The 25,363-nt window shown below is 53.5% G+C and carries 20 protein-coding genes and 2 pseudogenes; 13 read left to right on the forward strand and 9 right to left on the reverse strand.

The genetic code is table 11. From position 1 onward, the window contains the following. Positions 1–24 precede the first annotated feature (24 nt). The 3 genes from HP572_RS21655 (at position 25) to HP572_RS21665 (ending at position 3,779) form a co-directional block, all read left to right on the forward strand. Positions 25–846, forward strand: a complete 822-nt coding sequence (locus tag HP572_RS21655; RefSeq protein ID WP_240584307.1) for a class I SAM-dependent methyltransferase — start codon at positions 25–27, stop codon at positions 844–846. Then, on the forward strand, positions 843–1,691 hold the full coding sequence (modD, locus tag HP572_RS21660) for a ModD protein (RefSeq protein ID WP_240584308.1): 849 nt from the start codon (positions 843–845) through the stop codon (positions 1,689–1,691). Before HP572_RS21655 ends, modD begins: the two co-directional genes overlap by 4 nt. 96 nt (positions 1,692–1,787) lie before the next feature. After that, positions 1,788–3,779 (forward strand): TonB-dependent siderophore receptor, encoded by a 1,992-nt coding sequence (locus tag HP572_RS21665; RefSeq protein WP_240584309.1) that lies wholly within the window; start codon positions 1,788–1,790, stop codon positions 3,777–3,779. A gap of 87 nt (positions 3,780–3,866) precedes the next feature. Here the strand turns inward: HP572_RS21665 and accC are convergent, their stop codons facing one another. From accC to HP572_RS21695, 6 genes and pseudogenes are all read right to left on the reverse strand, one after another. Next, complete coding sequence (gene accC, locus HP572_RS21670; RefSeq protein ID WP_014913833.1) at positions 3,867–5,210, reverse strand: acetyl-CoA carboxylase biotin carboxylase subunit; 1,344 nt, start codon at positions 5,208–5,210, stop codon at positions 3,867–3,869. 11 nt (positions 5,211–5,221) lie between these two features. Beyond that, positions 5,222–5,689: an acetyl-CoA carboxylase biotin carboxyl carrier protein gene (accB, locus tag HP572_RS21675; protein ID WP_010681551.1), complete on the reverse strand. Its 468-nt coding sequence runs from the start codon at positions 5,687–5,689 to the stop codon at positions 5,222–5,224. Between the two features lie 24 nt (positions 5,690–5,713). Then, positions 5,714–6,166, reverse strand: coding sequence for a type II 3-dehydroquinate dehydratase (gene aroQ, locus HP572_RS21680; protein ID WP_010681552.1), 453 nt, complete (start codon positions 6,164–6,166; stop codon positions 5,714–5,716). Positions 6,167–6,407: 241 nt separating this feature from the next. Continuing rightward, positions 6,408–7,007 (reverse strand): protein-methionine-sulfoxide reductase heme-binding subunit MsrQ, encoded by a 600-nt coding sequence (msrQ, locus tag HP572_RS21685; protein ID WP_014913834.1) that lies wholly within the window; start codon positions 7,005–7,007, stop codon positions 6,408–6,410. Between the two features lie 78 nt (positions 7,008–7,085). After that, positions 7,086–8,088: pseudogene (gene msrP / locus HP572_RS21690) on the reverse strand (protein-methionine-sulfoxide reductase catalytic subunit MsrP). Between the two features lie 170 nt (positions 8,089–8,258). Further along, entirely contained in the window at positions 8,259–9,236 is a 978-nt protein-coding gene (locus tag HP572_RS21695) for an MDR family oxidoreductase (RefSeq protein WP_240584310.1), read from the reverse strand. A 176-nt stretch (positions 9,237–9,412) separates the two neighbouring features. Here HP572_RS21695 and csrD point away from each other — a divergent pair, with 176 nt between their 5' ends. From csrD to tldD, 8 genes and pseudogenes are all read left to right on the forward strand, one after another. After that, positions 9,413–11,350 (forward strand): RNase E specificity factor CsrD, encoded by a 1,938-nt coding sequence (gene csrD / locus HP572_RS21700; RefSeq protein WP_205554223.1) that lies wholly within the window; start codon positions 9,413–9,415, stop codon positions 11,348–11,350. A gap of 316 nt (positions 11,351–11,666) precedes the next feature. Further along, positions 11,667–12,710, forward strand: a complete 1,044-nt coding sequence (gene mreB, locus HP572_RS21705; protein ID WP_010300322.1) for a rod shape-determining protein MreB — start codon at positions 11,667–11,669, stop codon at positions 12,708–12,710. Between the two features lie 173 nt (positions 12,711–12,883). Then, on the forward strand, positions 12,884–13,867 hold the full coding sequence (gene mreC, locus HP572_RS21710) for a rod shape-determining protein MreC (RefSeq protein ID WP_240584311.1): 984 nt from the start codon (positions 12,884–12,886) through the stop codon (positions 13,865–13,867). Next, positions 13,864–14,352 (forward strand): rod shape-determining protein MreD, encoded by a 489-nt coding sequence (gene mreD / locus HP572_RS21715; RefSeq protein WP_205554219.1) that lies wholly within the window; start codon positions 13,864–13,866, stop codon positions 14,350–14,352. The genes mreC and mreD overlap by 4 nt, the downstream gene beginning before the upstream one ends. 8 nt (positions 14,353–14,360) lie before the next feature. Continuing rightward, a complete protein-coding gene (locus HP572_RS21720; RefSeq protein WP_240584312.1) occupies positions 14,361–14,954 on the forward strand; it encodes a nucleoside triphosphate pyrophosphatase in 594 nt (197 codons plus the stop codon). Then, on the forward strand, positions 14,944–16,413 hold the full coding sequence (rng, locus tag HP572_RS21725) for a ribonuclease G (RefSeq protein WP_205554214.1): 1,470 nt from the start codon (positions 14,944–14,946) through the stop codon (positions 16,411–16,413). The genes HP572_RS21720 and rng overlap by 11 nt, the downstream gene beginning before the upstream one ends. Positions 16,414–16,454: 41 nt before the next feature. Next, a pseudogene (gene yhdP, locus HP572_RS21730) lies at positions 16,455–20,286 on the forward strand (AsmA2 domain-containing protein YhdP). A 56-nt stretch (positions 20,287–20,342) separates the two neighbouring features. Beyond that, positions 20,343–21,788 carry a metalloprotease TldD gene (gene tldD / locus HP572_RS21735; RefSeq protein ID WP_039556310.1) on the forward strand — a complete coding sequence of 482 codons (1,446 nt, stop codon included), beginning with the start codon at positions 20,343–20,345 and terminating at the stop codon, positions 21,786–21,788. Between the two features lie 75 nt (positions 21,789–21,863). On the opposite strand, the gene HP572_RS21740 is transcribed toward tldD, so the two are convergent. The 3 genes from HP572_RS21740 to aaeR all read right to left on the reverse strand — a co-directional run bounded on the left by HP572_RS21740 (position 21,864) and on the right by aaeR (position 23,850). Further along, on the reverse strand, positions 21,864–22,457 hold the full coding sequence (locus HP572_RS21740) for a hypothetical protein (RefSeq protein ID WP_174869205.1): 594 nt from the start codon (positions 22,455–22,457) through the stop codon (positions 21,864–21,866). Positions 22,458–22,466: 9 nt separating this feature from the next. Continuing rightward, the gene (locus tag HP572_RS21745) at positions 22,467–22,763 is read right to left on the reverse strand and encodes a hypothetical protein (protein ID WP_240584313.1); all 297 of its coding nucleotides are present in this window, start codon (positions 22,761–22,763) and stop codon (positions 22,467–22,469) included. A gap of 151 nt (positions 22,764–22,914) precedes the next feature. Then, entirely contained in the window at positions 22,915–23,850 is a 936-nt protein-coding gene (aaeR, locus tag HP572_RS21750; RefSeq protein WP_240584314.1) for an HTH-type transcriptional activator AaeR, read from the reverse strand. 332 nt (positions 23,851–24,182) lie between these two features. On the opposite strand from aaeR, the gene aaeX reads away from it, so the two are divergent. Together aaeX and aaeA are read left to right on the forward strand one after the other, a co-directional pair. Beyond that, on the forward strand, positions 24,183–24,386 hold the full coding sequence (gene aaeX / locus HP572_RS21755) for a p-hydroxybenzoic acid efflux pump operon protein AaeX (RefSeq protein ID WP_005975424.1): 204 nt from the start codon (positions 24,183–24,185) through the stop codon (positions 24,384–24,386). Positions 24,387–24,393: 7 nt separating this feature from the next. Then, positions 24,394–25,359 (forward strand): p-hydroxybenzoic acid efflux pump subunit AaeA, encoded by a 966-nt coding sequence (aaeA, locus tag HP572_RS21760; protein ID WP_240585803.1) that lies wholly within the window; start codon positions 24,394–24,396, stop codon positions 25,357–25,359. Positions 25,360–25,363: the final 4 nt, after the last annotated feature.

The raw sequence follows: 25,363 nt of genomic DNA on the forward strand, positions 1-25,363 counted from the left end.
TAAAAGATAAGTCAGGAAGAGAATATGATTATCGACGAGATTGATTTTTCCGCGCTTTATCAGGCGCATATGGCGCGGGCGGCCAGAACCGCCAAAACCCCGGAACACTGGGACAAGCGCGCAGAAAACATGGCAATAGAATGCGCGGGGCCACGCGATCCGTATCTGGATCGGTTCATCGCCAGCATGGATTTCTCGGGGGCGACAACGCTGCTGGACGTTGGATGTGGGCCGGGGTCGGTCTGCCTCAATGTGGCGTCGCGGCTTGAACAGGTTTACGGCATTGATTACAGCGAGGGCATGCTGGATGTGGCGCGTCGTCGGGCGGAGGCGATGGGGATAGCGAATGCGACATTTGCTCACCGTGCCTGGGAAGACGACTGGGCGGATCTGCCCGACTGCGACATTGTGGTGGCATCGCGATCGACGCTGGTCATGGATCTGGCGGCCGCGCTCTACAAGCTGAATCAGAAAGCCCGCCTGCGGGTGTACACCACCCACACCGTTTCCCCTACGTTTGTCGATCCACGGATTTCGGCGGCAATCGGGCGAACGTCGACATCGTTACCGAACTATATCTATGCCGTGAACATCCTCTATCGCATGGGCATTCACGCCAACGTGAGCTTTATTCGCGGGCAGAATTGCCAAAGGCATGCCGAAACCTTCGAGCGTTTTGCGGAAGGCGTAGCCTGGTCATTAGGCAAGTTGAGTGAGGAAGAAAAACAGCGCCTGAGAGCCTATTACGATGCGCATCAGGATGATGATATTCCGCTTGTTTCACCGACGCGGGATTGGGCGTTTGTCTACTGGGATGTGGTGCCACATGCGGAGTTCGCACGATGATTTATATCCCGGATGCGTACCTTGACCAGCTCTTACAGGAAGATATTCAGTACGGTGATGTCACCACGCGGGCGCTGGGAATAGGGCAAGGGGAAGGGGACATCACGTTTTTCCATCGTCAGGGCGGGTGTGTGAGCGGGATGCCGGTGGCGGAACGCCTGCTACAGCGGCTGGGGCTGCGGGTGACGTATTGCGTTCAGGAAGGGGAATGCGTGCCGCCCGGCGCGGCGATGCTTGCCGCAACGGGCAATGTCGCCGCGTTACATCAGGGATGGAAAGTTACGCAGAACGTGCTGGAGTGGTGCTGTGGCGTCAGCGAGTATCTGCATCAAATGAAGGCAATTTATACCCGTGAGGTGCCATCTGGGCAGATTGCCTGTACGCGCAAAATTATTCCGGGCACGAAGCTGCTCTCGGTCTTGGCCGTGTTGGCCGGAGGCGGAATTGTGCACCGTATGGGCTGTGCAGAAACGGTGCTGTTATTCACCAACCATCGTCGCTTTTTGTCGAATCAGGACGATTGGGCCGCCCATGTTGCCCAACTACGCCACGCGGCACCGGAGAAAGCCATCATCGTGGAAGTGGATAGCCCTGATGAGGCGATGATGGCGCTTAGCGCCGGGCCCGACATTCTACAGCTTGATAAGTTTACGCCTGAACAGGTGATCGCCACGCTGTCTTACGCTGCTCGCCATGCGCCCGCGTGTAAGGTATCTGCGGCGGGAGGAATCAATCTGCAAACGGTTCAACGCTATGCCGAAACCGGCGTTGCTCTGCTCGTCACCTCTGCGCCTTACCACGCGCCCTCTGCCGATATTCGTGTCGTTTTAACGCCAAAACGCTAACGCCATCATCCTGAACGCCCGGATGACGGGAAGTGGCGACATCTATCGTTATATAAGTTTTTATACAGCAATGTGTTTTTTTAAGGGAACAATGTCATGCAAATAAAGAAGTTAAGTTGGTTGTTGTCCGCCAGTCTATTACCTGTTTCTTGCGTCTATGCCGCCTCTGGTGACGCGGTTGAGAATACGAAGGATAAAGACGTGATGACGGTATGGAGCAGTCCGGTTGCGGCGACTAACGATATCGTGAATCAGGAGCAGATTAACCAGCTAAATCGACGCAATGTGGCGGAAGCGCTGAATATCGTGCCGGGCGTGACGTTACAAAAATCAGGCGGGCGCAGCGAACAACAGGTAAAAGTTCGCGGCTTTGATAGCCGACAGGTGCCGGTTTTCCTCGACGGCGTGCCGATTTATGTTCCCTATGACGGCAACCTGGATCTTGGCCGTTTTCAGGCTTCCGATCTGGCGGCGGTTGAGGTGTCAAAAGGGTATACCTCGCTGTTGCAGGGCCCGAATCAAATGGGGGGCGCGATTAACCTGACGACGCTGCGGCCGAAAAAAGAGCTGGAAGCGAACGTACGCTTAAATCAGGGCTGGGCGCGCGGGCGTGACAATGCGCATAACATGGATGCGTCGTTTGGCGGGAAAAGCGATCTGGGGTTCTTCCAGATTAGCGGCAGTCGTCAGAAGCAGCGGTTTACCGGGTTGCCTCACGGGGTTGATAACGCGACTGCCGGTAGCGAAGGTCAGCGGATGAATTCCGGCAATGATGACAAGCGCGGCATGCTGAAGGTCGGGTTTACGCCGCGGGAATCCGATGAATATACGTTTACCTACATCAATCAGGAAGGTGAAAAGAATACGCCACCTTATGCAGGCAACAGCGGTCAGTCAGGACGCTATTGGCAATGGCCGGACTACAACAAAGAAAGCTATTACTATCAGGGCACCACAAAGCTTAGTGACAGAATGACGCTGAAAAGCCGCTTCTATCACGATGAATTTGAAAATACCTTGCTGATGTATAAAACGCTGGCGGATTTCAAAAATAAGAGCGGTAACTATAGCCATTATGCGGATTTCAGTAACGGCGCGGGGCTGCAATTAGGGATTGATATGCGCGAACTGGATCTGCTGTCGTTCGCCGTACACTGGAAAGATGACGTGCATCGCGAGAAAGGGGCGATTAATGCGCCTTACGATCGCTATAAGGACCGAACCTGGTCGATGGCAAGCGAATACCAGTGGAATGTGTCCGATAAGCTGGACGCGGTGTTTGGCGTAAGCTACGACTGGCGCGACAGCAAGCAGGGCATGAAGCATGAGAAGAACGGCACGCTAACAAATTATGACCAAAATAATCAGGATGCATTCAACTGGCAGATGATGACGAAGTATCGCTTCGATAATCGCGATGAGCTGCAATTATCGCTGTCTGAACGCAGCCGTTTCCCGACGCTGAAAGAGCGTTACACCACTTCTAAGCCAGCCAAAAATCAGGATGCGCTGGTTAATCCGAACCTCAAACCCGAGCGTGCGCAAAACCTTGAGCTGAACTATCGCGGGGGCTTGACCGAGGGCTGGGGCTACGATGCCAGCGTGTACTACAACCGGGTATCGGATGCGATTCTGTCACATAACATTACGCCGAGTTTGATCCAAAACCGTAACAGCGGCCGGGTCGATTACTACGGCATAGATCTGGGTATTCACGGTGATGTCAAAGACTGGTTAACCGTCGGGGTTAACTATGGGTTGATTCATAGCGATGTGAAACGCAAAGAAATCGGCAACATTGTCGATCTGCCGAAGCATAAGGTGTTCGCCTGGGCAACGATCACGCCTGTCGAACCGGTCAGCATTACGGTGATGGAAGAAGCGCGTAGCTGGGGATTCAATAATTCGGATAATAACGATAAAACGCGCGGATTTGCGGTGACCAATGTGCGGGTGGATTATCGTCTGGGTGCCGGCTTTAGCGTGAATGCGTCGGTCAATAATCTGTTTGATTCGGCTTACGCTTATCAGGAAGGTTATGTTGAGGAAGGGCGTAACTACTGGTTAGGCGTTGCTTACCAGTATTAATCCCCGAGGGCATATATATCCTAAATAACAATACCCTAAATAACAAAGGCCAGCATAAGCTGGCCTTTTGACTCGATTGCGCAGTGTTTACTGCAAGCCGAGTTTCTTCTCCAAATAGTGGATGTTCGTGCCACCTCTCTGGAAGTTTTCGTCGCTCATGATCTTCATCTGAAGTTCGATGTTGGTTTTGATGCCATCGATAATCAGTTCAGCCAGTGCGTTCTTCATACGGGAAATCGCGATTTCGCGCGTTTCACCATAGGTGATCAGCTTGCCGATCATGGAATCGTAATACGGCGGTACGGTATAACCGGCGTAAATATGCGATTCCCAACGGACACCAAAGCCGCCCGGCGCGTGGAAACGCGTGATTTTACCTGGGCTTGGCAGGAACGTGTTCGGATCTTCCGCGTTGATACGGCATTCCACCGCATGGCCGCGAACCTTGACGTCTTTCTGCTTGATGGACAGTGGCATACCGGCAGCGATGCGCAGCTGCTCTTTGATCAGATCCACGCCGGTAATCATTTCGGTTACCGGATGTTCCACCTGAATACGGGTGTTCATTTCAATGAAGTAGAACTCACCGTTTTCGTACAGGAACTCAAACGTACCCGCACCACGATAGTTGATATCGATACAGGCTTTGGCACAGCGATCGCCGATATTGCGACGCAGCTCGTCCGTAATGCCCGGTGCTGGCGCTTCTTCCACCACTTTCTGGTGGCGACGCTGCATGGAGCAGTCACGCTCGGCCAGATAAACCGCGTGGCCCTGACCATCAGCCAGAATCTGAATTTCCACGTGACGTGGGTTTTCCAGATACTTTTCCATGTAGACCATGTCGTTATTGAAAGCCGCTTTGGCTTCCGCACGGGTCATGTTGATGGATTGTTCCAGCTCTTTGTCGCTGCGCACGACGCGCATACCACGACCACCGCCGCCGCCAGAGGCTTTGATGATGACCGGATAGCCAATGCGTTTTGCATGAACACGGTTAGCGTCCATGTCGTCGGTCAGAGGGCCATCAGAGCCTGGTACGGTTGGAACACCCGCTTTTTTCATGGCTGTGATGGCAGACACTTTGTCACCCATCAGGCGAATGGTTTCTGCGCGTGGGCCGATGAAGATAAAGCCAGAGCGTTCAACCTGCTCGGCAAAATCCGCATTTTCGGACAGGAAGCCGTAACCAGGGTGAATCGCGACGGCACCCGTGATTTCCGCAGCGGAAATAATCGCAGGGATGTTCAGATAGCTTTTTGTTGACGGTGCCGGGCCGATACACACGGTTTCGTCCGCCAGCAATACGTGTTTCAAATCGCGATCCGCACTGGAGTGAACGGCGACGGTTTTGATGCCCAGTTCTTTACAGGCACGCAAAATACGCAGCGCAATCTCTCCGCGGTTAGCGATAACGATTTTATCTAGCATGATAAGCCTCGTTATTCGATGACAACCAGTGGCTCGTCAAATTCAACCGGCTGACCGCTTTCGACCAGGATGGCTTTAACCACGCCTGACTTGTCGGCTTCGATCTGGTTCATCATTTTCATGGCTTCGACGATGCACAGGGTATCGCCAACATTGACGTGCTGACCCACTTCCACGAAGGCTTTAGCATCCGGGCTTGGGGTGCGATAGAAGGTTCCAACCATTGGAGAACGAACGATGTGTCCACTGATGGCAGCCGGTGCTGCTGCAGCTTCCACTGGCGCTGGTGCAACGGCGGCTGCCAGTGCAGGCTGTGGCTGCATCATCGGCGTAGCGTAAGCCTGTTGCATCATCGGGTAGTTAACCGCTGCTGGGGCACGACTGATACGTACTGATTCTTCACCTTCAGAAATTTCCAGTTCGGCGATGCCGGACTCTTCAACCAGTTCGATCAGTTTTTTGATTTTACGAATATCCATGGATGTGGTTCCGTACTCTTTTGTTTAATTGGAAGTTGACAGGCGTTTTACCGCCGTCTGTAAAGCATACTGATAACCATCTGCCCCCAGGCCACATATCACGCCTACCGCAACATCAGAAAGGTAGGAATGATGACGAAAAGGCTCACGTGCGTGCACGTTGGACAGATGAATTTCGATAAACGGAATCGCGACAGCCAGCAAGGCATCACGCAGCGCAACGCTGGTGTGGGTAAATGCCGCCGGGTTAATCAGAATGAAGTCGGTGTTTCCTCTGGCCTGATGGATGGTATCGATCAGGACATGTTCCGCATTGGATTGCAGATGGGAAAACTCCACGTTCAATGCCTGCGCCTGTGTTTCCAGCTCGCTGACAATGTCTGCTAACGTCGTCTTACCGTATTTGTCGGGCTCTCGGGTTCCTAGCAGATTCAGGTTTGGACCGTTCAAGAGCAAAATGTGAAACTTTTCTGCCATTGTGCTGCTATCTCCCGCGATTGACTTGGTGTCGCACAAAATAGCGCGAAGCTATTCGTTTGTCACCTTTCGTGACGCAAATTGTCCGGCCCGAGAAATTAAAGTCGTGCATTATAACCATATCGTGGCAATTCGCAGCTAAATACTGGTCTTATCTGCGGAGATATTCCTGCGCCAGACCGTGAGAAGGCGTGAATCTCACTGCTGTCCGTCACCGGCTTTTCCCGTGTCGCTGCGGCGTTTAGCGCCACCATTGGCGAAATTTCTTATAACGAAACAGCAGCAATATCAGCGCCGCGAGCGCATACAAAATAGGCTGCGGTGAGAGCGTTTTAACTGACCAAAGATAGTGGATAGGCGCAAGGATGGCGACTAAATAGACGAAATTATGCAGTTTTTGCCATTGCGATCCCAACTTGCGCATCATTATCTGTGGCGACGTCACCGCCAGCGCCAGCAAAATCAACCAGCTTATGATTCCCAACGTTAAATACGGTCGGGATATCAGCTCTTTGCCCAGCAGCGCCAAATGATCCAGGCCCAGCTCCAGCAGTGCATAGCTCACCAGATGTAACGTCGCCCAGAAAAAGCACCACAGCCCGAGGAGGCGTCGGCAGCGAATGAGCAGCGGCTGTTTGCCGTAGCGCGCTAATGGTGTAACCAGTAGCGTCGCCAGCAGCAATTTCAGCGCCATTCTTCCGGTAAAGTGCTGGATATCTTTGGCCGGGTCGGCACTGAACCACCCTTGGTCAACGGACAATATCAGCCACAGCAGCGGCAGAAAACCAGCCAGATGGAGTAGCACTTTTAACCGGGTAATGTGTTGTAACGTCAGTCTCATGCTGATGTAAATTCCTATCCTGACAGGAGGCGATAGCGAGAAGTTTTGTGTTATTCGCTAGATGTTTTGTGTTGTTAACTAAAAGTTGTCGCGCAGATTCAGACCGCGATACAGCGAGGCGACCTGATCGGCATAGCCGTTGAACAACAGCGTGGGTTGGCGCTCAACGTTAAGTAGCCCGCCGGAACCAATGACGCGTTCTGTCGCTTGCGACCAGCGCGGGTGATCCACATGCGGGTTAACGTTGGCATAGAAGCCATACTCATCCGGTGCCGCCAGATTCCATGTGCACGGGGGCTGTTCGCGAGTAAGCCGGATATGCACGATGGATTTGATGTTTTTGAAGCCGTATTTCCAGGGCGTGACTAAGCGGATGGGCGCACCGTTCTGTGGCGGCAATGTCTTGCCGTAAACGCCGACGGCCAGCAGCGCCAACGGGTTCATGGCTTCATCCAGCCGCAGCCCTTCTACATAGGGGTAATCCAGCCCGCCGCCCATGAAGCGATCTTTTTGTCCCGGCATCTGCTCCGGGTCGTAAAGCGTCTGAAACGCTACGTAGCGGGCATTGCTGGTGGGTTCGGCGTATTTAATCAGCTTGGCTAACTCAAACCCGACCCACGGAATCACCATCGACCACGCTTCAACGCAGCGGAAGCGGTAGATCCGTTCTTCCAGTGGAAAGCGTTTGAGTAAATCGTCGATATCCAGCGTGAGCGGGTTTGGCGACATCGCCGTCTATTTTGACGGTCCAGCCTTCGGTTTTTAGCCCGCCGGCATTCGCTGCCGGATCGGCTTTATCCAACCCAAATTCATAGAAGTTGTTATAACCCGTGACCTTATCTTCCGGCGTGAGCGGCAGATCGAGTTTCCAGTCGGCAGGCTGGCTAAATGTGAGCGGTTTACCCGGCGGCGCTTTCGGTTTATCACCGCCTTTAAACCAGGCCAACAGGTCAGCCTGTGCGGAAAATGGCAGTGAGAGCGCCGCAGCGGAAATACCCAGCGCTTTTAAGACGCGCCGACGCTGATAGAAGAGGGATTCTGGGGTAACGTCGGCTTCCGTGAACTTGCGATGTTTGTGCATGTGAACTCCCGCCAGTCATTATTATTGTTGACGCAAAGTGGCGTTTTTAATGCTTACCGTTCACTTAGTTATAGATGACTTGCGGTAAAAACCGCGACAGGAGAGATGAAATACTTTTTTGCAGGGTGTAACAGCCACCCGAAGGTGGCTGAGTGCGTCAACAAAAGACGTTAGCTGATTTTCACCAACGTGCGGCCAGTGACTTTGTTTTCCAGCAGGGCGGCGGCAACAGCAGGGACATCTTCCAACCCGATTTCCTGCGTTACCTGTTGATAGAACGACTCAGGCAGAATGGCAGCCAGACGCTCCCACGCTTGCTGACGGCGAGCCAGCGGTGCCATCACGGAATCCACGCCTTGCAGGCGAACATTACGTAAAATAAATGGCATCACGGTAGTCGGCAGGGCAACACCGCCAGCCAGACCGCATGCGGCGACTGTCGCGTTGTAATCCATCTGTGCCAGCAGCGTCGCCAACACGTTATCGCCGACGGTATCCACCGCGCCAGCCCAACGTTGTTTCTCCAGCGGACGAGGGCTTCCGCTGAATTCGCTGCGATCCAGCACCTGTTTGGCGCCCAGTTTTTTCAGGTAATCGGTGTTGTCAGCACGGCCGCTGACGGCAGTCACCTGATAGCCTAGCTCTGCAAGCAGGGCGACAGCCGTACTGCCGACGCCGCCGCTGGCACCTGTCACAATAATGTCGCCGCTGTCCGGCGTAATACCGCCGTCTTCCAACGCCATCACGCACAGCATCGCGGTAAAGCCTGCCGTACCCAGAATCATAGCGTTACGTGCATCCAACGATGCGGGCAATGGAACCAGCCAATCGCTCTTCACGCGTGCCTGTTGCGCCAATCCGCCCCAGTGGTTTTCACCCACGCCCCAACCGGTCAGGATGACAGGTTGGCCGACGGTAAACCGATCGTTGTCGCTGTGGCGCACGGTTCCAGCGAAGTCGATTCCAGGAACCATCGGGAAGTTACGAATAATTTTGCCTTTGCCGGTAATGGCAAGCGCATCTTTATAGTTAATGCCGGACCAGTTGATATCGACAGTTACATCCCCGGTGGGAAGCTGCTCGGCGTCAATCTCGCGAATCTGAGCGTGGGTCAGTCCGTCTGACTGTTCAAGAACTAAAGCCTGCATGGGCTATCTCCTGTAGCAGGATTAAAATGGGGAAGTCATTAACGACTATAGTTATTACAGGTACTATTTGTTAAAAGGTACTGTTTGTTAAAAAAGTACTATGTAGCTGGCCTATGCGAACTGATAAAAAACAACAAACTCGCAGAAATAACAATTATTTGGAATAGGACGCAGGGATGGGATTTACGACCAGGTTCTCGATACTCATAGTATTGCTGACGGTTCTCGCCATTTTTCTTATGCTTTTCAGTAGCATATTTAGCCTCTGTTATTATAGCCAGTTGCGAACCGAGCAACAGCTACGCGAGGTCACGGCCAGTATCGATCAGGCGCTATTAGTGCAATCGCCCGAAAATATTCAATATTGGCTGCCGGGAATGATGAAAACGGCAGGCATTGTGTCGTTGGATATTCAGGATAACGATTCGACCCTCTATTCAATACAGCTGCCCGAGGCCGGCTGGGAACGCACGCACCTCTATCATGAGGTCGAGTTTCCGCTGATGCATCATTTGAACATGACGATCGCCTTAAAATATGTCGACCCGCTGATCGGTTTACCGCGTTTCGTGGTGTCGACGCTATCGGTACTGCTGGCGGCGGGTCTGATGCTCCTTATGCTGTACTTCTCCATTCGCTGGCTGCGTCGGCAGGCTGCCGGACAGGAAGAGTTGGAAAAGCGCGCACAGCGTATTCTCAAGGGCGAGCGAGAATCGGTTATGCAGGGCTCGGTACGTGAATGGCCGGTTAAGACCAGCGGGGCGCTCGATCAACTGCTGTCTGACTTAGTGGAAGCACGTGAGGAACGCGGGCGGGTTGATACGTTAATTCGTGCTTTCGCCGCGCAGGATGCTGAAACCGGGCTGAGTAATCGTCTGTTTTTTGATAATCAATTGACCACACAGCTGGAAGATGGCGAAGAAGTGGGGACGCACGGCGTCGTCATGATGATTCGCGTACCTGATTTTGAAACGTTGCAAGAAACGCACGGTTATACCAATGCGCTTCAGGAATACCGTTTCACGCTGGTCAATCTGCTATCGACGTTTGTCATGCGCTATCCCTCTGCGCTGCTGGCGCGTTATTTCAGCAGCGATTTCACCGTATTGCTCCCCCACAGCACGCTAAAGGAAGCCACTGCAATTGCCACGCAGCTGGTGAAGTCTATCGATATTCTCCCCGCCTGTCCGTTGATCGATCGCGAGGACGTTCTCCACATTGGTATTTGTGCCTATCGCGGCGGGCAAAGCGCCGAGCAGGTGATGGAAAGTGTGGAAGACGCGACGCGTAATGCGGTGTTGCAGGGCGGTAACAGCTGGTGCGTGTTTGACAGGCAGGTGCCTGAAAAAGGGCGTGGCAGCGTGAAATGGCGGACCCTGCTGGAACAGACGCTGGCACGCGGTGGCCCACGGCTGTATCAGAAACCTGCGGTGACAAAAGAGGGCGTGGTGCATCATCGCGAAATGATGAGCCGGATTTATGACGGAGAACAGGAGCTGCTCGCGGCGGAGTATATGCCGCTGGTTCAACAACTGGGGTTGGCAGCCAGCTATGATCGGCAGCTTGTGGCACGAATTATTGATCTGTCAGCGAGCTGGCCGGGAGAAACACTGGCTCTACCGGTAAGTGTGGACTCACTTTTGCAGAAACCTTTCCTGCGTTGGTTGAAAGACGTCTTACTGCAATGTCCGAAAACGCAGCGTCAGTGCATTTTATTTGAACTTGCAGAGGCAGATGTCTGTCAATATATCGGCCGCCTGCGCCCAGTTCTCAATTTGATCCTGGGATTAGGCTGTCGCCTGGCGGTTACGCAGGCGGGTTTGACGCTGGTCAGTACGACGTATATCAAGTCACTCCCCGTGGAGATCATCAAGCTTCATCCTGGTTTGGTCCGCAGTCTTGAGCGCCGACCGGAAAATCAGCTGTTTGTACAAAGCCTGACCGAGGCCTGTAAAGGGACGCAAACGCGGGTGTTTGCCGCTGGCGTGCGAACCAAAGAGGAGTGGCGAATGTTGTTGGGCAAGGGCGTTTATGGTGGGCAAGGCGATTTTTTTGCCGCATCAGTCCCTGTAACGGATGAGCTGAAAAAATATTCACCACGGCATCGTGTTTAATATAAACGTCCCGTTCAAATTGACGTAGAATGAGGCGGTTGTTAAATCGGTTAGTGTGTGCTTACGTTAGCGGCAATCCGATTAAATGTTAGATTTTATGTCCTGTGTTAGCGCAATTCTGTCGGGTGGACAGTGGTAAGATGCCTTGCCGCCTGAGGAGAAAGCATGTTGTGCCTTCTCCCTGACGCCGACGTGCGTAACGCAGACTCATTTTTCACCGAAGCAGAGCCTTTTCGTGCCTTGTCGCTGCTTCGTGTGGTTGGTAAAGTAGGCGGATTTATTTTTCGCCCCCAGCTTGCAGGATTATCCTTTAGTTATGTTTAAGAAATTTCGTGGCATGTTTTCCAACGACTTGTCCATCGACCTGGGTACCGCCAATACCCTGATTTATGTTAAAGGGCAGGGCATCATACTGAATGAACCCTCTGTGGTTGCGATTCGTCAGGATCGTGCCGGTTCTCAAAAGAGCGTGGCGGCAGTCGGCCATGACGCTAAGCAGATGCTGGGTAGAACGCCTGGGAATATCGTGGCGATTCGCCCGATGAAAGACGGTGTGATTGCCGATTTCCAGGTCACAGAAAAAATGTTGCAGCACTTCATCAAGCAAGTGCATAGCGACAGCTTTATGCGTCCGAGCCCGCGCGTGCTGGTCTGTGTTCCGGTCGGCGCAACGCAGGTTGAACGTCGTGCCATTCGCGAATCCGCGCTGGGTGCCGGTGCCCGTGAAGTGTTCCTCATCGAAGAACCGATGGCGGCTGCGATTGGTGCTGGCATGCCAGTATCCGAAGCGACCGGTTCCATGGTTGTAGATATCGGTGGTGGTACTACCGAAGTTGCAGTGATCTCGCTGAACGGCGTGGTGTACTCCTCTTCTGTACGTATTGGTGGTGACCGCTTTGATGAAGCGATCATCAACTACGTTCGTCGTAACTATGGTTCACTGATTGGTGAAGCGACGGCAGAACGTATCAAGCATGAAATCGGCTCCGCTTATCCGGGCGACGAAGTGCTAGAGATTGAAGTGCGCGGCCGTAACCTTGCTGAAGGCGTACCGCGTGGGTTCACGCTGAACTCCAACGAAATTCTGGAAGCGCTGCAAGAGCCGTTGACGGGTATCGTCAGCGCGGTCATGGCGGCGTTGGAACAGTGTCCACCGGAACTGGCTTCCGACATTTCCGAGCGTGGTATGGTGTTAACCGGCGGCGGTGCGCTGCTGCGTAACCTGGATCGTTTGCTGATGGAAGAAACCGGTATTCCGGTTGTGGTGGCTGAAGATCCGCTGACCTGTGTCGCCCGTGGCGGTGGCAAGGCGCTGGAAATGATCGACATGCACGGTGGCGATTTGTTCAGCGAGGAGTAATCCTGTCTGGAAAAGGGGGGACCGGATGGATGAACGCCTGCGTTTTTCATCTTTCGTGGTTACCCCTTTTTTATTTGCCTGAGCAATGAAATTCGCCCTACGGGGCACCGCTTTGTGACGTTAAAAATCGCCAGGTGCGATTTGAGGTTGCTGTCGAGGAATACGCAAATTTTATGAAGCCGCTTTTTAGCAGGGGGCCTTCCCTGCAATTACGACTTTTTCTTGCTGTCGTTACCGCGATTGTCGTGATCGTTGCGGACAGTCGGCTCGGTTCGTTCGTCAAAATCAGAACGTACATGGACACCACCGTCAGTCCATTCTATTTTCTGGCGAATGGGCCCCGTCAGGTTCTGGACAATATGTCTGCCTCACTGGCAACCCGTGAGCAATTAGGCCTTGAAAATGCCGCGCTGCGTCAGGAACTGTTGATGAAAAACAGTGACCTGTTGCTACTAGGCCAGTTCAAGCAGGAAAATGCGCGCTTACGTGAACTGCTCGGCTCGCCGCTGCGTCAGGATGAGCAGAAGATGGTGACACAGGTGATGTCCGCCGGAACCGACCCTTACAGCGATCAGGTGGTGATTGATAAAGGTCAGTCGAACGGCGTGTATGAAGGGCAACCGGTCATCAGCGATAAAGGCGTGGTGGGTCAGGTTGTAGCGGTTGGTCAGTTTACCAGCCGGGTTTTGTTGATTTGTGATGTTTCCCACGCGTTGCCGATTCAGGTGCTACGCAATGATATCCGCGTGATTGCCGCCGGCAATGGCTGCGCCGACGATCTGCAACTCGAACACTTGCCTAACAATACCGACATCCGAGTGGGTGACGTGCTGGTCACATCGGGTCTGGGCGGTCGTTTCCCCGAAGGGTATCCCGTTGGTGTGGTGTCATCGGTCAAGGCTGATACACAGCGAGCCTATACGATTATTCAGGCACGTCCGACAGCGGGACTACAGCGTCTGCGCTATCTGCTCTTACTGTGGGGCGTGGAAAACAACTCCAATACGGCGCTGCCGCCAGCGGAAGTACATCGGGTTGCCAATGAGCGCCTGATGCAGATGATGCCACAGGTTTTACCGTCGCCTGACGACATGGGACCGCCGCTTCCTCCTGATACCGCTACGCCCACCGCCGAGCCGCAAAGAGGCCGCCAATGAACCGTTATCGCAGGCATGGCAACTGGATTATCTGGCTTTCTTTTCTAATCGCCATGGTTTTGCAGATTATGCCGTGGCCGGATGAAATCTACATGTTTCGCCCTTCCTGGCTGACGCTGTTTCTCATTTACTGGGTGATGGCATTGCCACATCGGGTGAATGTCGGCACAGGATTTATATTAGGTCTGATTATGGACCTGATTCTTGGGTCTACACTGGGAGTACGGGCGCTGGCGCTGAGCATTGTTGCTTATCTGGTTGCCTTTAAATTCCAGTTATTCCGAAATATGGCGTTATGGCAGCAGGCATTAATCGTCATGTTGTTGTCGCTGCTGATGGATCTCACGGTATTCTGGGCAGAATTTTTAGTTATTAATGTCTCTTTCCGACCGGAAACACTCTGGAATTGCGTCGTTGATGGCGTACTCTGGCCGTGGCTGTTCCTGCTGATGCGTAAAATTCGTCGTCAGTTTACTGTGCAATAAGGTGATTCATGACTCAGCTTTATCTGGCCTCCGCTTCTCCTCGCCGTCGCGAACTGCTCACGCAGCTCGATATTCCTTTTTCTGTACTGAATGTCGCGGTGGAAGAACAGCGGTTACCGGAGGAGGCGGCGGAAGTTTATGTTCGGCGTCTGGCGCATGAAAAAGCGGCTGCGGGTGTCGTGGCGGCCCCGTCTGATTTACCGGTTCTGGGTGCCGACACCATTGTGGTGCTGAACGGTCAGGTATTGGAAAAACCACAGGATGAAGCCCATGCGGCAGCGATGCTGAGTCAGCTATCCGGGAAACCACATCAGGTGATGACAGCCGTCGCGCTGGCAGATAAAGACGATGTATTGAGCTGTCTGGTGATAACCGATGTCGTCTTCCGTCCGCTCTCGCAGCAGGATATCGAACGGTATATCGCCAGCGGCGAACCGATGGATAAAGCCGGGGCTTACGGTATTCAGGGCAAAGGTGGATGCTTTGTCCGGTCGCTTAACGGGAGCTATTACGCGGTGGTTGGGCTGCCGCTGGTAGAAACCCATGAGCTATTCAGTAATTTTGCTGCGTTGCGGAGTGCAAGAGGAAAACATGACTGCTGAGTTACTGGTAAACGTTACACCGTCAGAAACGCGCGTTGCCTATATCGATGGCGGCATTCTGCAAGAAATTCATATTGAGCGCGATGCGAAGCGCGGCATTGTCGGCAACATTTATAAAGGCCGCGTGAGTCGCGTCCTGCCGGGCATGCAGGCGGCGTTTGTGGATATCGGTCTGGATAAAGCGGCATTCCTGCACGCGTCCGATATCATGCCGCACACCGAATGCGTTGCCGGTGACGAACAGAAGAATTTTCACGTCCGTGATATCGCCGAACTGGTGCGTCAGGGACAGGATCTCATGGTGCAGGTGGTCAAGGATCCGCTGGGAACGAAAGGCGCACGTCTGACGACGGATATCACGCTGCCGTCGCGCTATCTGGTGTTTATGCCGGGTGCATCGCATGTCGGCGTGTCACAGCGGATTGAGAGCGAAGCGGAACGCGAGCGCTTAAAGAAAACGGTCGCCGAGTATTGTGATGATGACGGTGGTTTCATCATTCGTACCGCTGCGGAAGGCGTCGGTGAAGAAGAGCTCTCGCAGGATGCGGCGTTCCTGAAGCGTCTGTGGGGCAAGGTGATGGAGCGCAAAAAGCGCAACCAGACCAAATGTAAGCTCTACGGTGAAGTGGCGCTCGCCCAGCGTATTTTGCGTGATTTTGCTGGTGCCGCGTTGGATCGCATTCGGATTGACTCCCGACTGACGTATGAAGCGCTGCTGGAATTTACCGCCGAATATATCCCGGAGATGACCTGCAAACTTGAACACTATGCGGGTAAACAGCCGATTTTTGACCTGTTTGACGTGGAAAATGAGATCCAACGTTCACTGGACAGAAAGGTTGAACTGAAGTCTGGCGGCTATTTGATCATCGATCAAACCGAAGCGATGACGACCGTCGACATTAACACGGGGGCATTCGTCGGCCACCGCAATCTGGATGAAACCATTTTCAATACCAACACGGAAGCGACGCAGGCGATTGCACGACAGCTGCGTCTGCGTAACCTCGGTGGCATCATCATTATCGACTTCATCGATATGAATAATGAAGATCATCGTCGGCGGGTGCTGCATTCTCTGGAGCAGGCGCTGAGTAAAGATCGGGTCAAAACCAGTATTAGCGGCTTCTCTCAACTAGGATTAGTGGAGATGACGCGCAAACGCACGCGTGAGAGTATCGAACACGTGCTGTGTCATGAATGCCCGACCTGTAATGGTCGTGGTACGGTGAAGACGGTAGAAAGCGTCTGCTATGAAATCATGCGTGAAATCGTGCGTGTCCACCACGCTTATGATACCGATCGTTTCCTGGTCTATGCCTCACCGGCAGTCGGGGAAGCGCTGAGAAGTGAAGAATCGCACGCGTTAGCTGAGGTCGAAATTTTCGTCGGCAAACAGGTAAAAGTACAAATCGAACCCCTGTATAGCCAGGAGCAGTTTGACGTCGTCATGATGTAAATTCGTGCGCTCGTCGTCGGCGACGAAAGAAGGAGAAATTAGTGAGGCGACTGCCCGGAATACTCATCATCACGGGTGCCACTCTTGTCGTGATGGTAGCGCTGTTAGTCAGCGGCTTAAGACTGGTGCTGCCACAGCTCGATCACTTCCGGCCACAGCTGGTGGCCTGGGCGCAGTCTGCTGCCGGTGTTCCGTTAGAAATCGGCTCGATGACGGGGCGCTGGGAGTCCTTTGGCCCCACGCTGGAAATTGAAAAGCTTCGCACGTCCCTGCCGGAATCGGACTGGCAGGTTGAACGCATTACGCTGGCGCTGGATGTGTGGCAGTCGCTGCTGCACGGGCGCTGGCAGTTTCGCGATCTCACGTTTCACCAGTTAAAACTGGATATTAATAGCCAATTTACCGGGCAGCAGCAGGATAGCAAACTGATGGAATCAGGGAAGGTCAGCGATCTTTTCCTGCGCCAGTTTGACCACTTTGACCTGCGTGACAGCCAGATTACCTTTCTGACCCCTTCCGGTTCCCGCGCGGAGCTGAGCATCCCGCAACTGACCTGGCTGAATTCCGAGAAGCGTCACCGGGCGGAAGGCTTGATCAGCCTGTCGAGTTTTAATGGTCAGCACGGTGTCGTGCAGATGCGTATGGATTTGCACGACGATCAGGGGCTGCTCAGCAACGGCACGTTCTACCTGCAAGCTGACAATATCGATATGAAGCCCTGGCTCAGCCGCTGGATGAAAAACACGACCGGGCTGGAAAGTGCCGATTTTAGTTTGGCAGCCTGGTTGAACGTCCGTGACGGCGACATCCACAGCGGTGATGTGTTCCTCAATCACGGAACGGCAGGCTGGGGTGAAGGCAGCGATGCGCATCGCCTGAATGTGGATGACATGACGTTGCACGTCAGCCGTCAGGAAAATGGCTGGCAGGTGGATGTGCCTGAATTGAATGTGGCAACGGATGGCGTCGCCTGGCCGAAAGGTCGGCTCTCTGCGCTCTGGCTGCCAAAAAATGAACACATGCTAGGGCCTGATCGGCAGGAAGAGCTGCGCGTTCGAGCCAGCAACGTGGCATTGGAGCGGGTAAGCACGCTGCTTCCGCTGCTGTCCGGCACGACGCCAGAATTGAAAGCGCGCTGGGATGAACTGCAACCGACGGGCACGCTGAATACCGTTGCCGTCGATATCCCTCTGCAACAGCCGGAGCGAAGCCGTTTTCAGGCCAACTGGCAGGATGTGAGCTGGAAACAGTGGAAATTACTGCCGGGGGTCGATCATTTCTCTGGCTCTGCTCGCGGTAGCGTAGAGCGTGGTCAAGTCAGCGTCGCGTTAAAGCAGAGCACGCTGCCCTATGTTGATATGTTCCGCGCGCCGCTGGAAATCAAGCAGGCTAGCGGCACGATTGACTGGCGTAATGACGCACAGGGTCTGGCGCTCTGGAGTCATGGACTGGACGTGCAGGCCAAATCGCTATGGGCTAACGGTGATTTCCGCTATGAACAGCCCGCTAAACAGGAACCGAAGCTGGATATTCTGGCGGGTATTCGGCTGACCGATGCGGCGGATGCCTGGCGCTATTATCCTGAACTGTTTATGGGCACCGAGCTGGTGGACTATCTGAGTGGTGCGCTGAAAGGCGGCCATGTCGATAACGCCACGCTGATCTTTGCCGGTAACCCGCAGCATTTCCCGTATACGCACAACGAAGGCCAGTTTGAAGTCTGGGTGCCGGTTAAAGAAGCCACCTTCGAATTTCAGCCGGGCTGGCCTGCGCTGACGCCGCTGGATATCAATCTGGACTTTGCCAACAACGGTCTGTGGATGTTTGCGCCGCAAGTCTGGCTGGGCAAGGTGGAAGGCAAAAACATTAGCGCGGTCATTCCCGATTATGAAAAAGAGATGCTGCTCGTCGATGGCGAACTGGACGGTCCGGGGCCTGAAGTGGGGAACTATTTTCATCAGACGCCGCTGAAATCCTCGCTGGGTACGGCGCTGGATGAGCTGAAAATTGGTGGGCCAGTAAAAGGCACACTGCATCTGGATATCCCGCTTGCCGGTGACGATGTCCGCGCCAGTGGTGATATCGCGCTGAACAATAACAGCCTCTACATCAAGCCGCTGGATACCACAATTAAGAGTCTCACCGGTAAGTTTCGCTATGAAAACGGCAACTTACGCAGTGATACGCTTCAGGCGAACTGGATGAATCAGCCGATGGCGGTCAATTTCACGACGGAAGAGCAAGCGAAGGTTTTTCTGGTGAATGTTGGCTTGCAGGGCGACTGGCAGCCTGCGCTCTTGCCCGGTTTACCGGCATCGGCCAGCAAAGCCCTGTCCGGCACGGCGGGTTGGAAGAGTACTGTGGCCGTCAACCTGCCGCATTCCGGTAAAACAACGTATGCTGTTGATGTACAGGCTGATCTAAATAAAGTAAGTAGTCACTTACCTAACCCGCTAAGTAAACCCGCTGGCGAGAGCCTGCCGCTGGAGGTAAAAGCTAGCGGTGACCTGAATGGTTTCGCGATGCAGGGACGGCTGGGCAAGGATAACCACTTCAATAGTCAATGGCTGCTGAAAGGCGACACCGTGACGCTGGCGCGAGCAAGCTGGCAGAACGGGGCAACGGCGGCTCCTGCATTACCAGAAGATTCCTCGCTGGTGCTCGATCTTCCGCCGCTGGATGCTGAAAGCTGGCTGGGACTCCTGCCTTCGCTGCGTGCCTCGACATCAGCGGAAGGAAAAAAAGCGCACAGTACGCTACGTTTTCCAGAAGCGGTGACGCTGCGGACGCCTGAGCTGCAACTGCTGGGGCAGCAGTGGCACGATCTGGAAGTCACGCGTAAAAATACGCTTGCTGGCAGTGAAGTGCAGGCAAAAGGACGCGAAATTGACGGAACGGTTGAGATACCCAATCGTGGCATGTGGCGCAGCGACATCAATTATCTCTACTACAATCCTCAGTGGAAAGGGAATGAAGCGACCAACCCGGTGGCATTAGCAGAGAAAAAATCACCGCTAAACGATCCGAGTATCAGCTTTGAAGACTGGCCGTCGCTGGCGTTTAACTGTCGCCAGTGCTGGATTATCGGGCAGAATATGGGACGTATTCAGGGGACGCTGCTGCCAGAAAAGGAAAAATTAACGCTGGCAGACGGTATGATTGATACGGGCAAAGCCCGCCTGACGGTAAACGGTTCCTGGCAGGAAAACGCGGAAGGCGTGCGGACTGCGCTAAAAGGCCGCCTGACGGGGGATAGCCTGGAGCAGAATGCCAACTGGTTCGGCGTTGATTCACCGCTGAAAGCCGGTTACTTTCGATGTGGACTACGATCTGTACTGGCGTGGTACGCCTTGGGCGCCGGATATTGCCAGCCTGAGCGGAATATTGCACACGCGTATCGGCAAAGGTGAAATTGCTGAGGTCGGCACGGGTCAGGCTGGCCAATTGCTGCGTTTATTGAGCTTTGATGCGCTGATGCGTAAGCTGCGGTTCGATTTTAGCGATACGTTTGGTCGCGGATTTTATTTTGACTCGATTCGCAACACGGCATGGATTAAAGACGGCGTGTTGCATACTGATGATATGTTGGTCGACGGGCTGGAGGCCGATATCGCGATAAAAGGCGATCTCGATCTCGCTAAGCGACAGGTCAATATGGAAGCGGTTATCGCTCCGGAAATTTCCGCGACGGTGGGGGTGGCGACCGCATTTGCCGTTAACCCGGTTGTCGGGGCCGCGGTGTTTGCTGCCAGTAAAGTGTTGGCACCGCTATGGAACAAGATTTCGCTGATTCGCTACCAGATTTCCGGTAGCCTCGATCAGCCAAAGATTCAGGAAGTGCTGCGTGAGCCGAACAAGAAGAAAGGCGAATAATGCCGTTGGGGCAGCGCAGCGTACTCAGCCGATTATCTGATAAAGAGTGAAAAACTATGAGCCTTTCGTTTGTCAGTGAGCAGTTACTCACCGCCAATAAATTGAATCTTGACGATCTTGCCGCTGTGCTGGGGTCGCTTAATGAGCGTCGACTGGACTATGCCGATCTCTATTTCCAGTCCAGCTACCATGAGTCGTGGGTACTAGAAGATCGCATCATTAAAGACGGTTCTTACAATATCGATCAGGGCGTGGGTATCCGTGCGATTGACGGTGAAAAGACCGGGTTTGCTTATGCCGATCAGATCACGCTGAACGCATTGCATCAGAGCGCGCAGGCTGCACGCAGCATTGTGCGGGAACAAGGCACAGGGACTGCGCACACGTTGGGAGCGGTGTCGCATCATGCGCTTTATCCAACGTTGAACCCGTTGGATAGCCTGACGCGTGAGGATAAAATTGCGCTGTTGCAGCGTGCTGATACGGTCGCACGTGCCGCAGATGCGCGCGTACAGGAAGTGTCAGCCAGCCTGACCGGTGTGTATGAGCTGGTGCTGGTAGCGGCGACGGACGGTACGCTGGCGGCAGATGTGCGCCCGCTGGTTCGTCTGTCGATCAGCGTGCTGGTCGAGTCTGAGGGTAAACGTGAACGCGGTTCCAGCGGCGGCGGCATGCGTGGCGGCTATGACTATTTCTGGGAAGTGGCTGACGGCGAAGCGCGCGTTGACGCCTGGGCGAAAGAAGCCGTGCGTATGGCGCTAGTTAACCTGTCGGCGGTGGCCGCTCCTGCCGGGCCAATGCCTGTGGTGTTGGGTGCCGGCTGGCCGGGCGTACTGCTGCATGAAGCGGTTGGTCACGGTCTGGAAGGTGATTTTAACCGTCGCGGTACATCCGTATTCAGCGGGCAGATGGGGAAACTCGTTGCATCAGAGCTGTGTACGGTGGTGGACGACGGCACGCTGACCGGGCGTCGCGGCTCGCTCTCGATGGACGATGAAGGCGTTCCAGGGCAATATAATGTCCTGATTGAAAACGGTATTCTGAAAGGCTACATGCAGGACAAGCTGAACGCTCGTCTGATGGGCGTTGCGCCAACGGGCAACGGTCGCCGCGAATCTTATGCGCATCTGCCGATGCCGCGTATGACGAACACCTACATGCTGGCCGGTAAATCCACGCCGGAAGAGATCATCTCCAGCGTCGAATACGGCCTATATGCACCAAACTTTGGCGGCGGTCAGGTTGATATCACCTCTGGCAAGTTCGTCTTCTCGACATCCGAAGCATACCTGATCGAAAAAGGTCGAATTACTACGCCAGTCAAAGGTGCCACGCTGATTGGCTCCGGCATTGAAGCGATGCAGCAGATCTCGATGGTCGGCAACGATCTGGCGCTGGATAAAGGCGTCGGCGTGTGCGGCAAAGAAGGGCAAAGCCTACCTGTCGGTGTGGGTCAGCCTACGTTGAAGCTGGAAAGCCTGACCGTCGGCGGCACCGCATAATTCGTTTTGACCTCCCGAGTTTCCTTTAAAACCGTGCTTTATTAGCACGGTTTTTTTATGTAGCGGAGCACACAATCAGGACACCGCGGCAATAATCGATTTGAGCTGCTTGATGTGTATTTCATCCCGCTGTACCAAAACGTCTTCCTTAATCTTGAGAACAATGCCTTTTAACAGGTCTGTTGTGCTGGAGATGTTTGTCGTGGTTTTTAGTACATCAATGTCTGTCGCGACATGCCGACCTTTAAGTGAAAGACGTTTCTCGGATTTTCCTTTTGCCAAATCACTTTGTAGAAAACGCGGGATATCTTTTGCCGCTGCGTGGTCAGCCGCCAGTGTGTGCAGATAATATTTCATCAGCGTGGGAATAAAATCGGGCTCCCCACCTAATTCGCAACTTGCCAGATTCAGGATGTCTATCATGTGTGCGGGCACTCGACTTTCCAACGCTTTACGTTGCACATCCAGCGCTTTCTTAATCATGGGGGTAGACTGATGGGGGATGATGGCAACATTTCCGCAGCGTTCGCAAACGCCAACCAAAACCTGTCTCACCACGCCGCTATTATCGCTGAACGGGACGTCTTTAAGCTGAAACGTCGCGGTTTCAAGTGACTGGCATGTGTTACAGAGAGCGGCCTGTGTATCGCCGACTTTGAAAATTTTCATGTCATCGCCTCAATGGTGGACGCTAATAAAGACACAATCCGGCTCGGTGAAATACCATTTGATATACCACGGTATTCCCCGATGGCGGCAACGGATGATATGAACATCAATATGCGCTGCAAAATGATGGGGTGAAGAGGAGTAAGATGGCCCGGCAGATTGATAAATAATATCAATGAGTTCTGTTATTGATATTTGTCCGGTTGCCAGCAAATTCTTCGTGCTGATATTCCCTCTGGCCTCATGCAGAACATTACCTGACTGCAAACAGACAATAAGCTGCTTTTTGGCATTCTTGAATCCCATCTCTCACCTATATTGTACGAATTTATTCGTACGTTATCCATGTGATTTTACTTTTCTGAACGAAGGAAAGAGGTATAACGCACGGATGGCGGGATCGGGATGTGTTTTGTATGAAAGAGGGAAACGCCTCGCATTTTCCTCTTTGCAAAACCTACTTTTTTTCCTCGCTATGATTCTGCCGATAACCCTGATATGTCAGAGCGACGTTTTTGAAGTATTCCGTCATGTAGTTAATGCAGACTTGTACTTTTAGCGGCAGGTTATCTTTGCGGGTGTAGAGCGCGTAGACCGGGCGCGGGTCGGAGTGGTAGCGGTTGAACAGAATCTCGATTTCACCGCGATTGATTTCGTCTACAACCCACATGAGCGGCACGTATGCGATACCCGCGCCGGCCTTAAGCCAGCGCACCAGCGTTTGTGGATCGTTAGTGACAAAGCGCCCCTGTGGCGTGACGCGGGTCGAAATGCCTTCCGGGGCGATCAGCTCGAATTCGCTGTCGGGACGTACGCTGTATTCCAGCCAGGAAAAATTCACCATATCTGATGGTTTATCCGGCGTGCCGTGCTGCGCCAGATAGCTTTTTGCGGCACAGACCACCATTGGCATCGAGCCTAAGCGTTTCGAGAACAGGCTGGAATCCTGTAGCGCGCCGACGCGGATAACGATATCCAGCCCGTCAGCAATCAGATCGGGAGCGGGAATTCCGGTGACCAGATTGACGGACAAACCGGGATATTCCTTCAGCATGGCGGCAGTCATGGTGGACAACACATTCTGCGCCATGGTGGAAGAACTGCCGATGCGCAGCGTGCCAATCGGCGTGTTGTTGAAGGCGTAAAGCTGCTCATGGACTTCATGCGCCTCATGCAGCATGCGTCGACAGCCGTGGTAATAGATTTTCCCCGCTTCCGTCAAACCAATGCTGCGCGTACTGCGATTAAGCAGCTTAATCTGTAGCTCATCTTCAAGCTTGGTAACGGTCTGGCTGACGGCGGATACGCTCATCTGTAACTGACGGGCTGCAGCGGTAAAAGAACCAAATTCCACCACGCGGGCAAACACCGACATACTCTTTAGTCTTTCCATTATTCACTCTGGCTTAAAAGTGATTTAGATCACGCTATGTAGATAAGGTGATAATAAGCATCCATAATATAGCCTATCCGATGGTTCTGGGCAGAACAGAGCCATTCAATGATTGTGTTTATTTACCCAATTAGAGTAATACGCTGATTTCCCATCGTTAGTCAGCCCCTGCTGACATCGCTATTCATCAGTTTAACGCTATCCCATCCGTTGGCTGCTCGCCTGCGGGATGAGGCTCTGTTGTCGGTGCTGAAAGGGCGCCAGACGACATAATTTACCACTCGGTAGCGCACCTGCTCGTTACCGCTCTCTAATAGAAAAAGGAAAAGAGGATGAGTTCACTCCCGGTTATGGTGCTATTCGGGCTGTCATTTCCCCCCGTATTTTTTGTCTTGCTGGTATCGCTGACCCTGTTTTTTGTCGTGAATCGCCTGCTGCAACCGACGGGGATCTATGACTTCGTCTGGCATCCTGCGCTGTTTAACAGCGCGCTGTTCTGCTGTCTGTTCTATTTACTGTTCCGTTACGGTCTGTGAGGTGTCTGTGAAAGCTTTCTTTTTACCCTTGTTTAGACAGCAGGCGGTGCTGATCAAAAAACTGAGCCGCGTGGTCATTACGCTGGTGATTGTGCTGTGTGCGATTGTGGCGATTTTCCGGGTCTGGGCGTTCTATACCGAATCGCCCTGGACGCGTGATGCCAAATTTACGGCGGATGTTGTCGCGATTGCGCCGGACGTCAGCGGGTTATTGAGCGATGTTCGCGTTACGGACAATCAGCTGGTGAACAAAGGTGACGTGCTGTTTGTTATCGACCAGCCGCGCTACCATCAGGCGGTGGCGCAGGCGGAAGCCGATGTTGCCTACTATCAGGCTCTGGTGACGGAAAAACGTCGGGAATCAGGACGCCGGGCGCGACTGGGTATCAGTGCGATGTCACAGGAAAATATCGATCAGTCCAGTAATGCATTGGAAACTGCCACGCACCAGCTTGCTAAAGCGCAGGCGGTATTGTCACTGGCGCAACTGGAGCTGGAACGCACCGTGGTACGTGCTCCTGCCGACGGCTGGGTGACCAACCTGCACGTGCAGAGCGGTGAGTTCATCGAACGCGGTAACACGGCGGTGGCGCTGGTGAAGAAGGATTCATTCTATCTGCTGGCGTACATGGAAGGGACCAAGCTTGAAGGCGTGCGTCGTGGCTACCGTGTGGAGATTACGCCGCTGGGTAGCGAAAAGATATTTTATGGCACGGTCGATAGCGTGGCAGCTGGGGTAAATAACAACAGTAACAGCGCGAATAGTAAAGGCCTGGCCAACGTGGATTCCAATCTGGAATGGGTGCGTCTGGCGCAGCGTGTGCCGGTAAAAATTCGCCTCGACCGCCAAATGGGCGACCTCTACCCGGCTGGCACAACGGCCACCGTAGTAATCACCGGTGAGCAGGTCAACAATGATAAAGCGCCATCGCCGCTCATCCGTCTCCTTTATCGCCTGCGTGAGTTCGGCTAAGTGA

It is taken from the genome of Pectobacterium sp. PL64, assembly GCF_022477975.1.
GTDB classification, from domain to species: domain Bacteria; phylum Pseudomonadota; class Gammaproteobacteria; order Enterobacterales; family Enterobacteriaceae; genus Pectobacterium; species Pectobacterium jejuense.

Excerpts from the sequence above, each read along its gene's own strand:
- HP572_RS21655 (WP_240584307.1), top strand. The coding sequence starts at position 25 with ATGATTATCGACGAGATTGATTTTTCCGCGCTTTATCAGGCGCATATG.
- modD (WP_240584308.1), top strand. The coding sequence starts at position 843 with ATGATTTATATCCCGGATGCGTACCTTGACCAGCTCTTACAGGAAGAT.
- HP572_RS21665 (WP_240584309.1), top strand. The coding sequence starts at position 1,788 with ATGCAAATAAAGAAGTTAAGTTGGTTGTTGTCCGCCAGTCTATTACCT.
- accC (WP_014913833.1), bottom strand. The coding sequence starts at position 5,210 with ATGCTAGATAAAATCGTTATCGCTAACCGCGGAGAGATTGCGCTGCGT.
- accB (WP_010681551.1), bottom strand. The coding sequence starts at position 5,689 with ATGGATATTCGTAAAATCAAAAAACTGATCGAACTGGTTGAAGAGTCC.
- aroQ (WP_010681552.1), bottom strand. The coding sequence starts at position 6,166 with ATGGCAGAAAAGTTTCACATTTTGCTCTTGAACGGTCCAAACCTGAAT.
- msrQ (WP_014913834.1), bottom strand. The coding sequence starts at position 7,007 with ATGAGACTGACGTTACAACACATTACCCGGTTAAAAGTGCTACTCCAT.
- HP572_RS21695 (WP_240584310.1), bottom strand. The coding sequence starts at position 9,236 with ATGCAGGCTTTAGTTCTTGAACAGTCAGACGGACTGACCCACGCTCAG.
- csrD (WP_205554223.1), top strand. The coding sequence starts at position 9,413 with ATGGGATTTACGACCAGGTTCTCGATACTCATAGTATTGCTGACGGTT.
- mreB (WP_010300322.1), top strand. The coding sequence starts at position 11,667 with ATGTTTAAGAAATTTCGTGGCATGTTTTCCAACGACTTGTCCATCGAC.
- mreC (WP_240584311.1), top strand. The coding sequence starts at position 12,884 with ATGAAGCCGCTTTTTAGCAGGGGGCCTTCCCTGCAATTACGACTTTTT.
- mreD (WP_205554219.1), top strand. The coding sequence starts at position 13,864 with ATGAACCGTTATCGCAGGCATGGCAACTGGATTATCTGGCTTTCTTTT.
- HP572_RS21720 (WP_240584312.1), top strand. The coding sequence starts at position 14,361 with ATGACTCAGCTTTATCTGGCCTCCGCTTCTCCTCGCCGTCGCGAACTG.
- rng (WP_205554214.1), top strand. The coding sequence starts at position 14,944 with ATGACTGCTGAGTTACTGGTAAACGTTACACCGTCAGAAACGCGCGTT.
- tldD (WP_039556310.1), top strand. The coding sequence starts at position 20,343 with ATGAGCCTTTCGTTTGTCAGTGAGCAGTTACTCACCGCCAATAAATTG.
- HP572_RS21740 (WP_174869205.1), bottom strand. The coding sequence starts at position 22,457 with ATGAAAATTTTCAAAGTCGGCGATACACAGGCCGCTCTCTGTAACACA.
- HP572_RS21745 (WP_240584313.1), bottom strand. The coding sequence starts at position 22,763 with ATGGGATTCAAGAATGCCAAAAAGCAGCTTATTGTCTGTTTGCAGTCA.
- aaeR (WP_240584314.1), bottom strand. The coding sequence starts at position 23,850 with ATGGAAAGACTAAAGAGTATGTCGGTGTTTGCCCGCGTGGTGGAATTT.
- aaeX (WP_005975424.1), top strand. The coding sequence starts at position 24,183 with ATGAGTTCACTCCCGGTTATGGTGCTATTCGGGCTGTCATTTCCCCCC.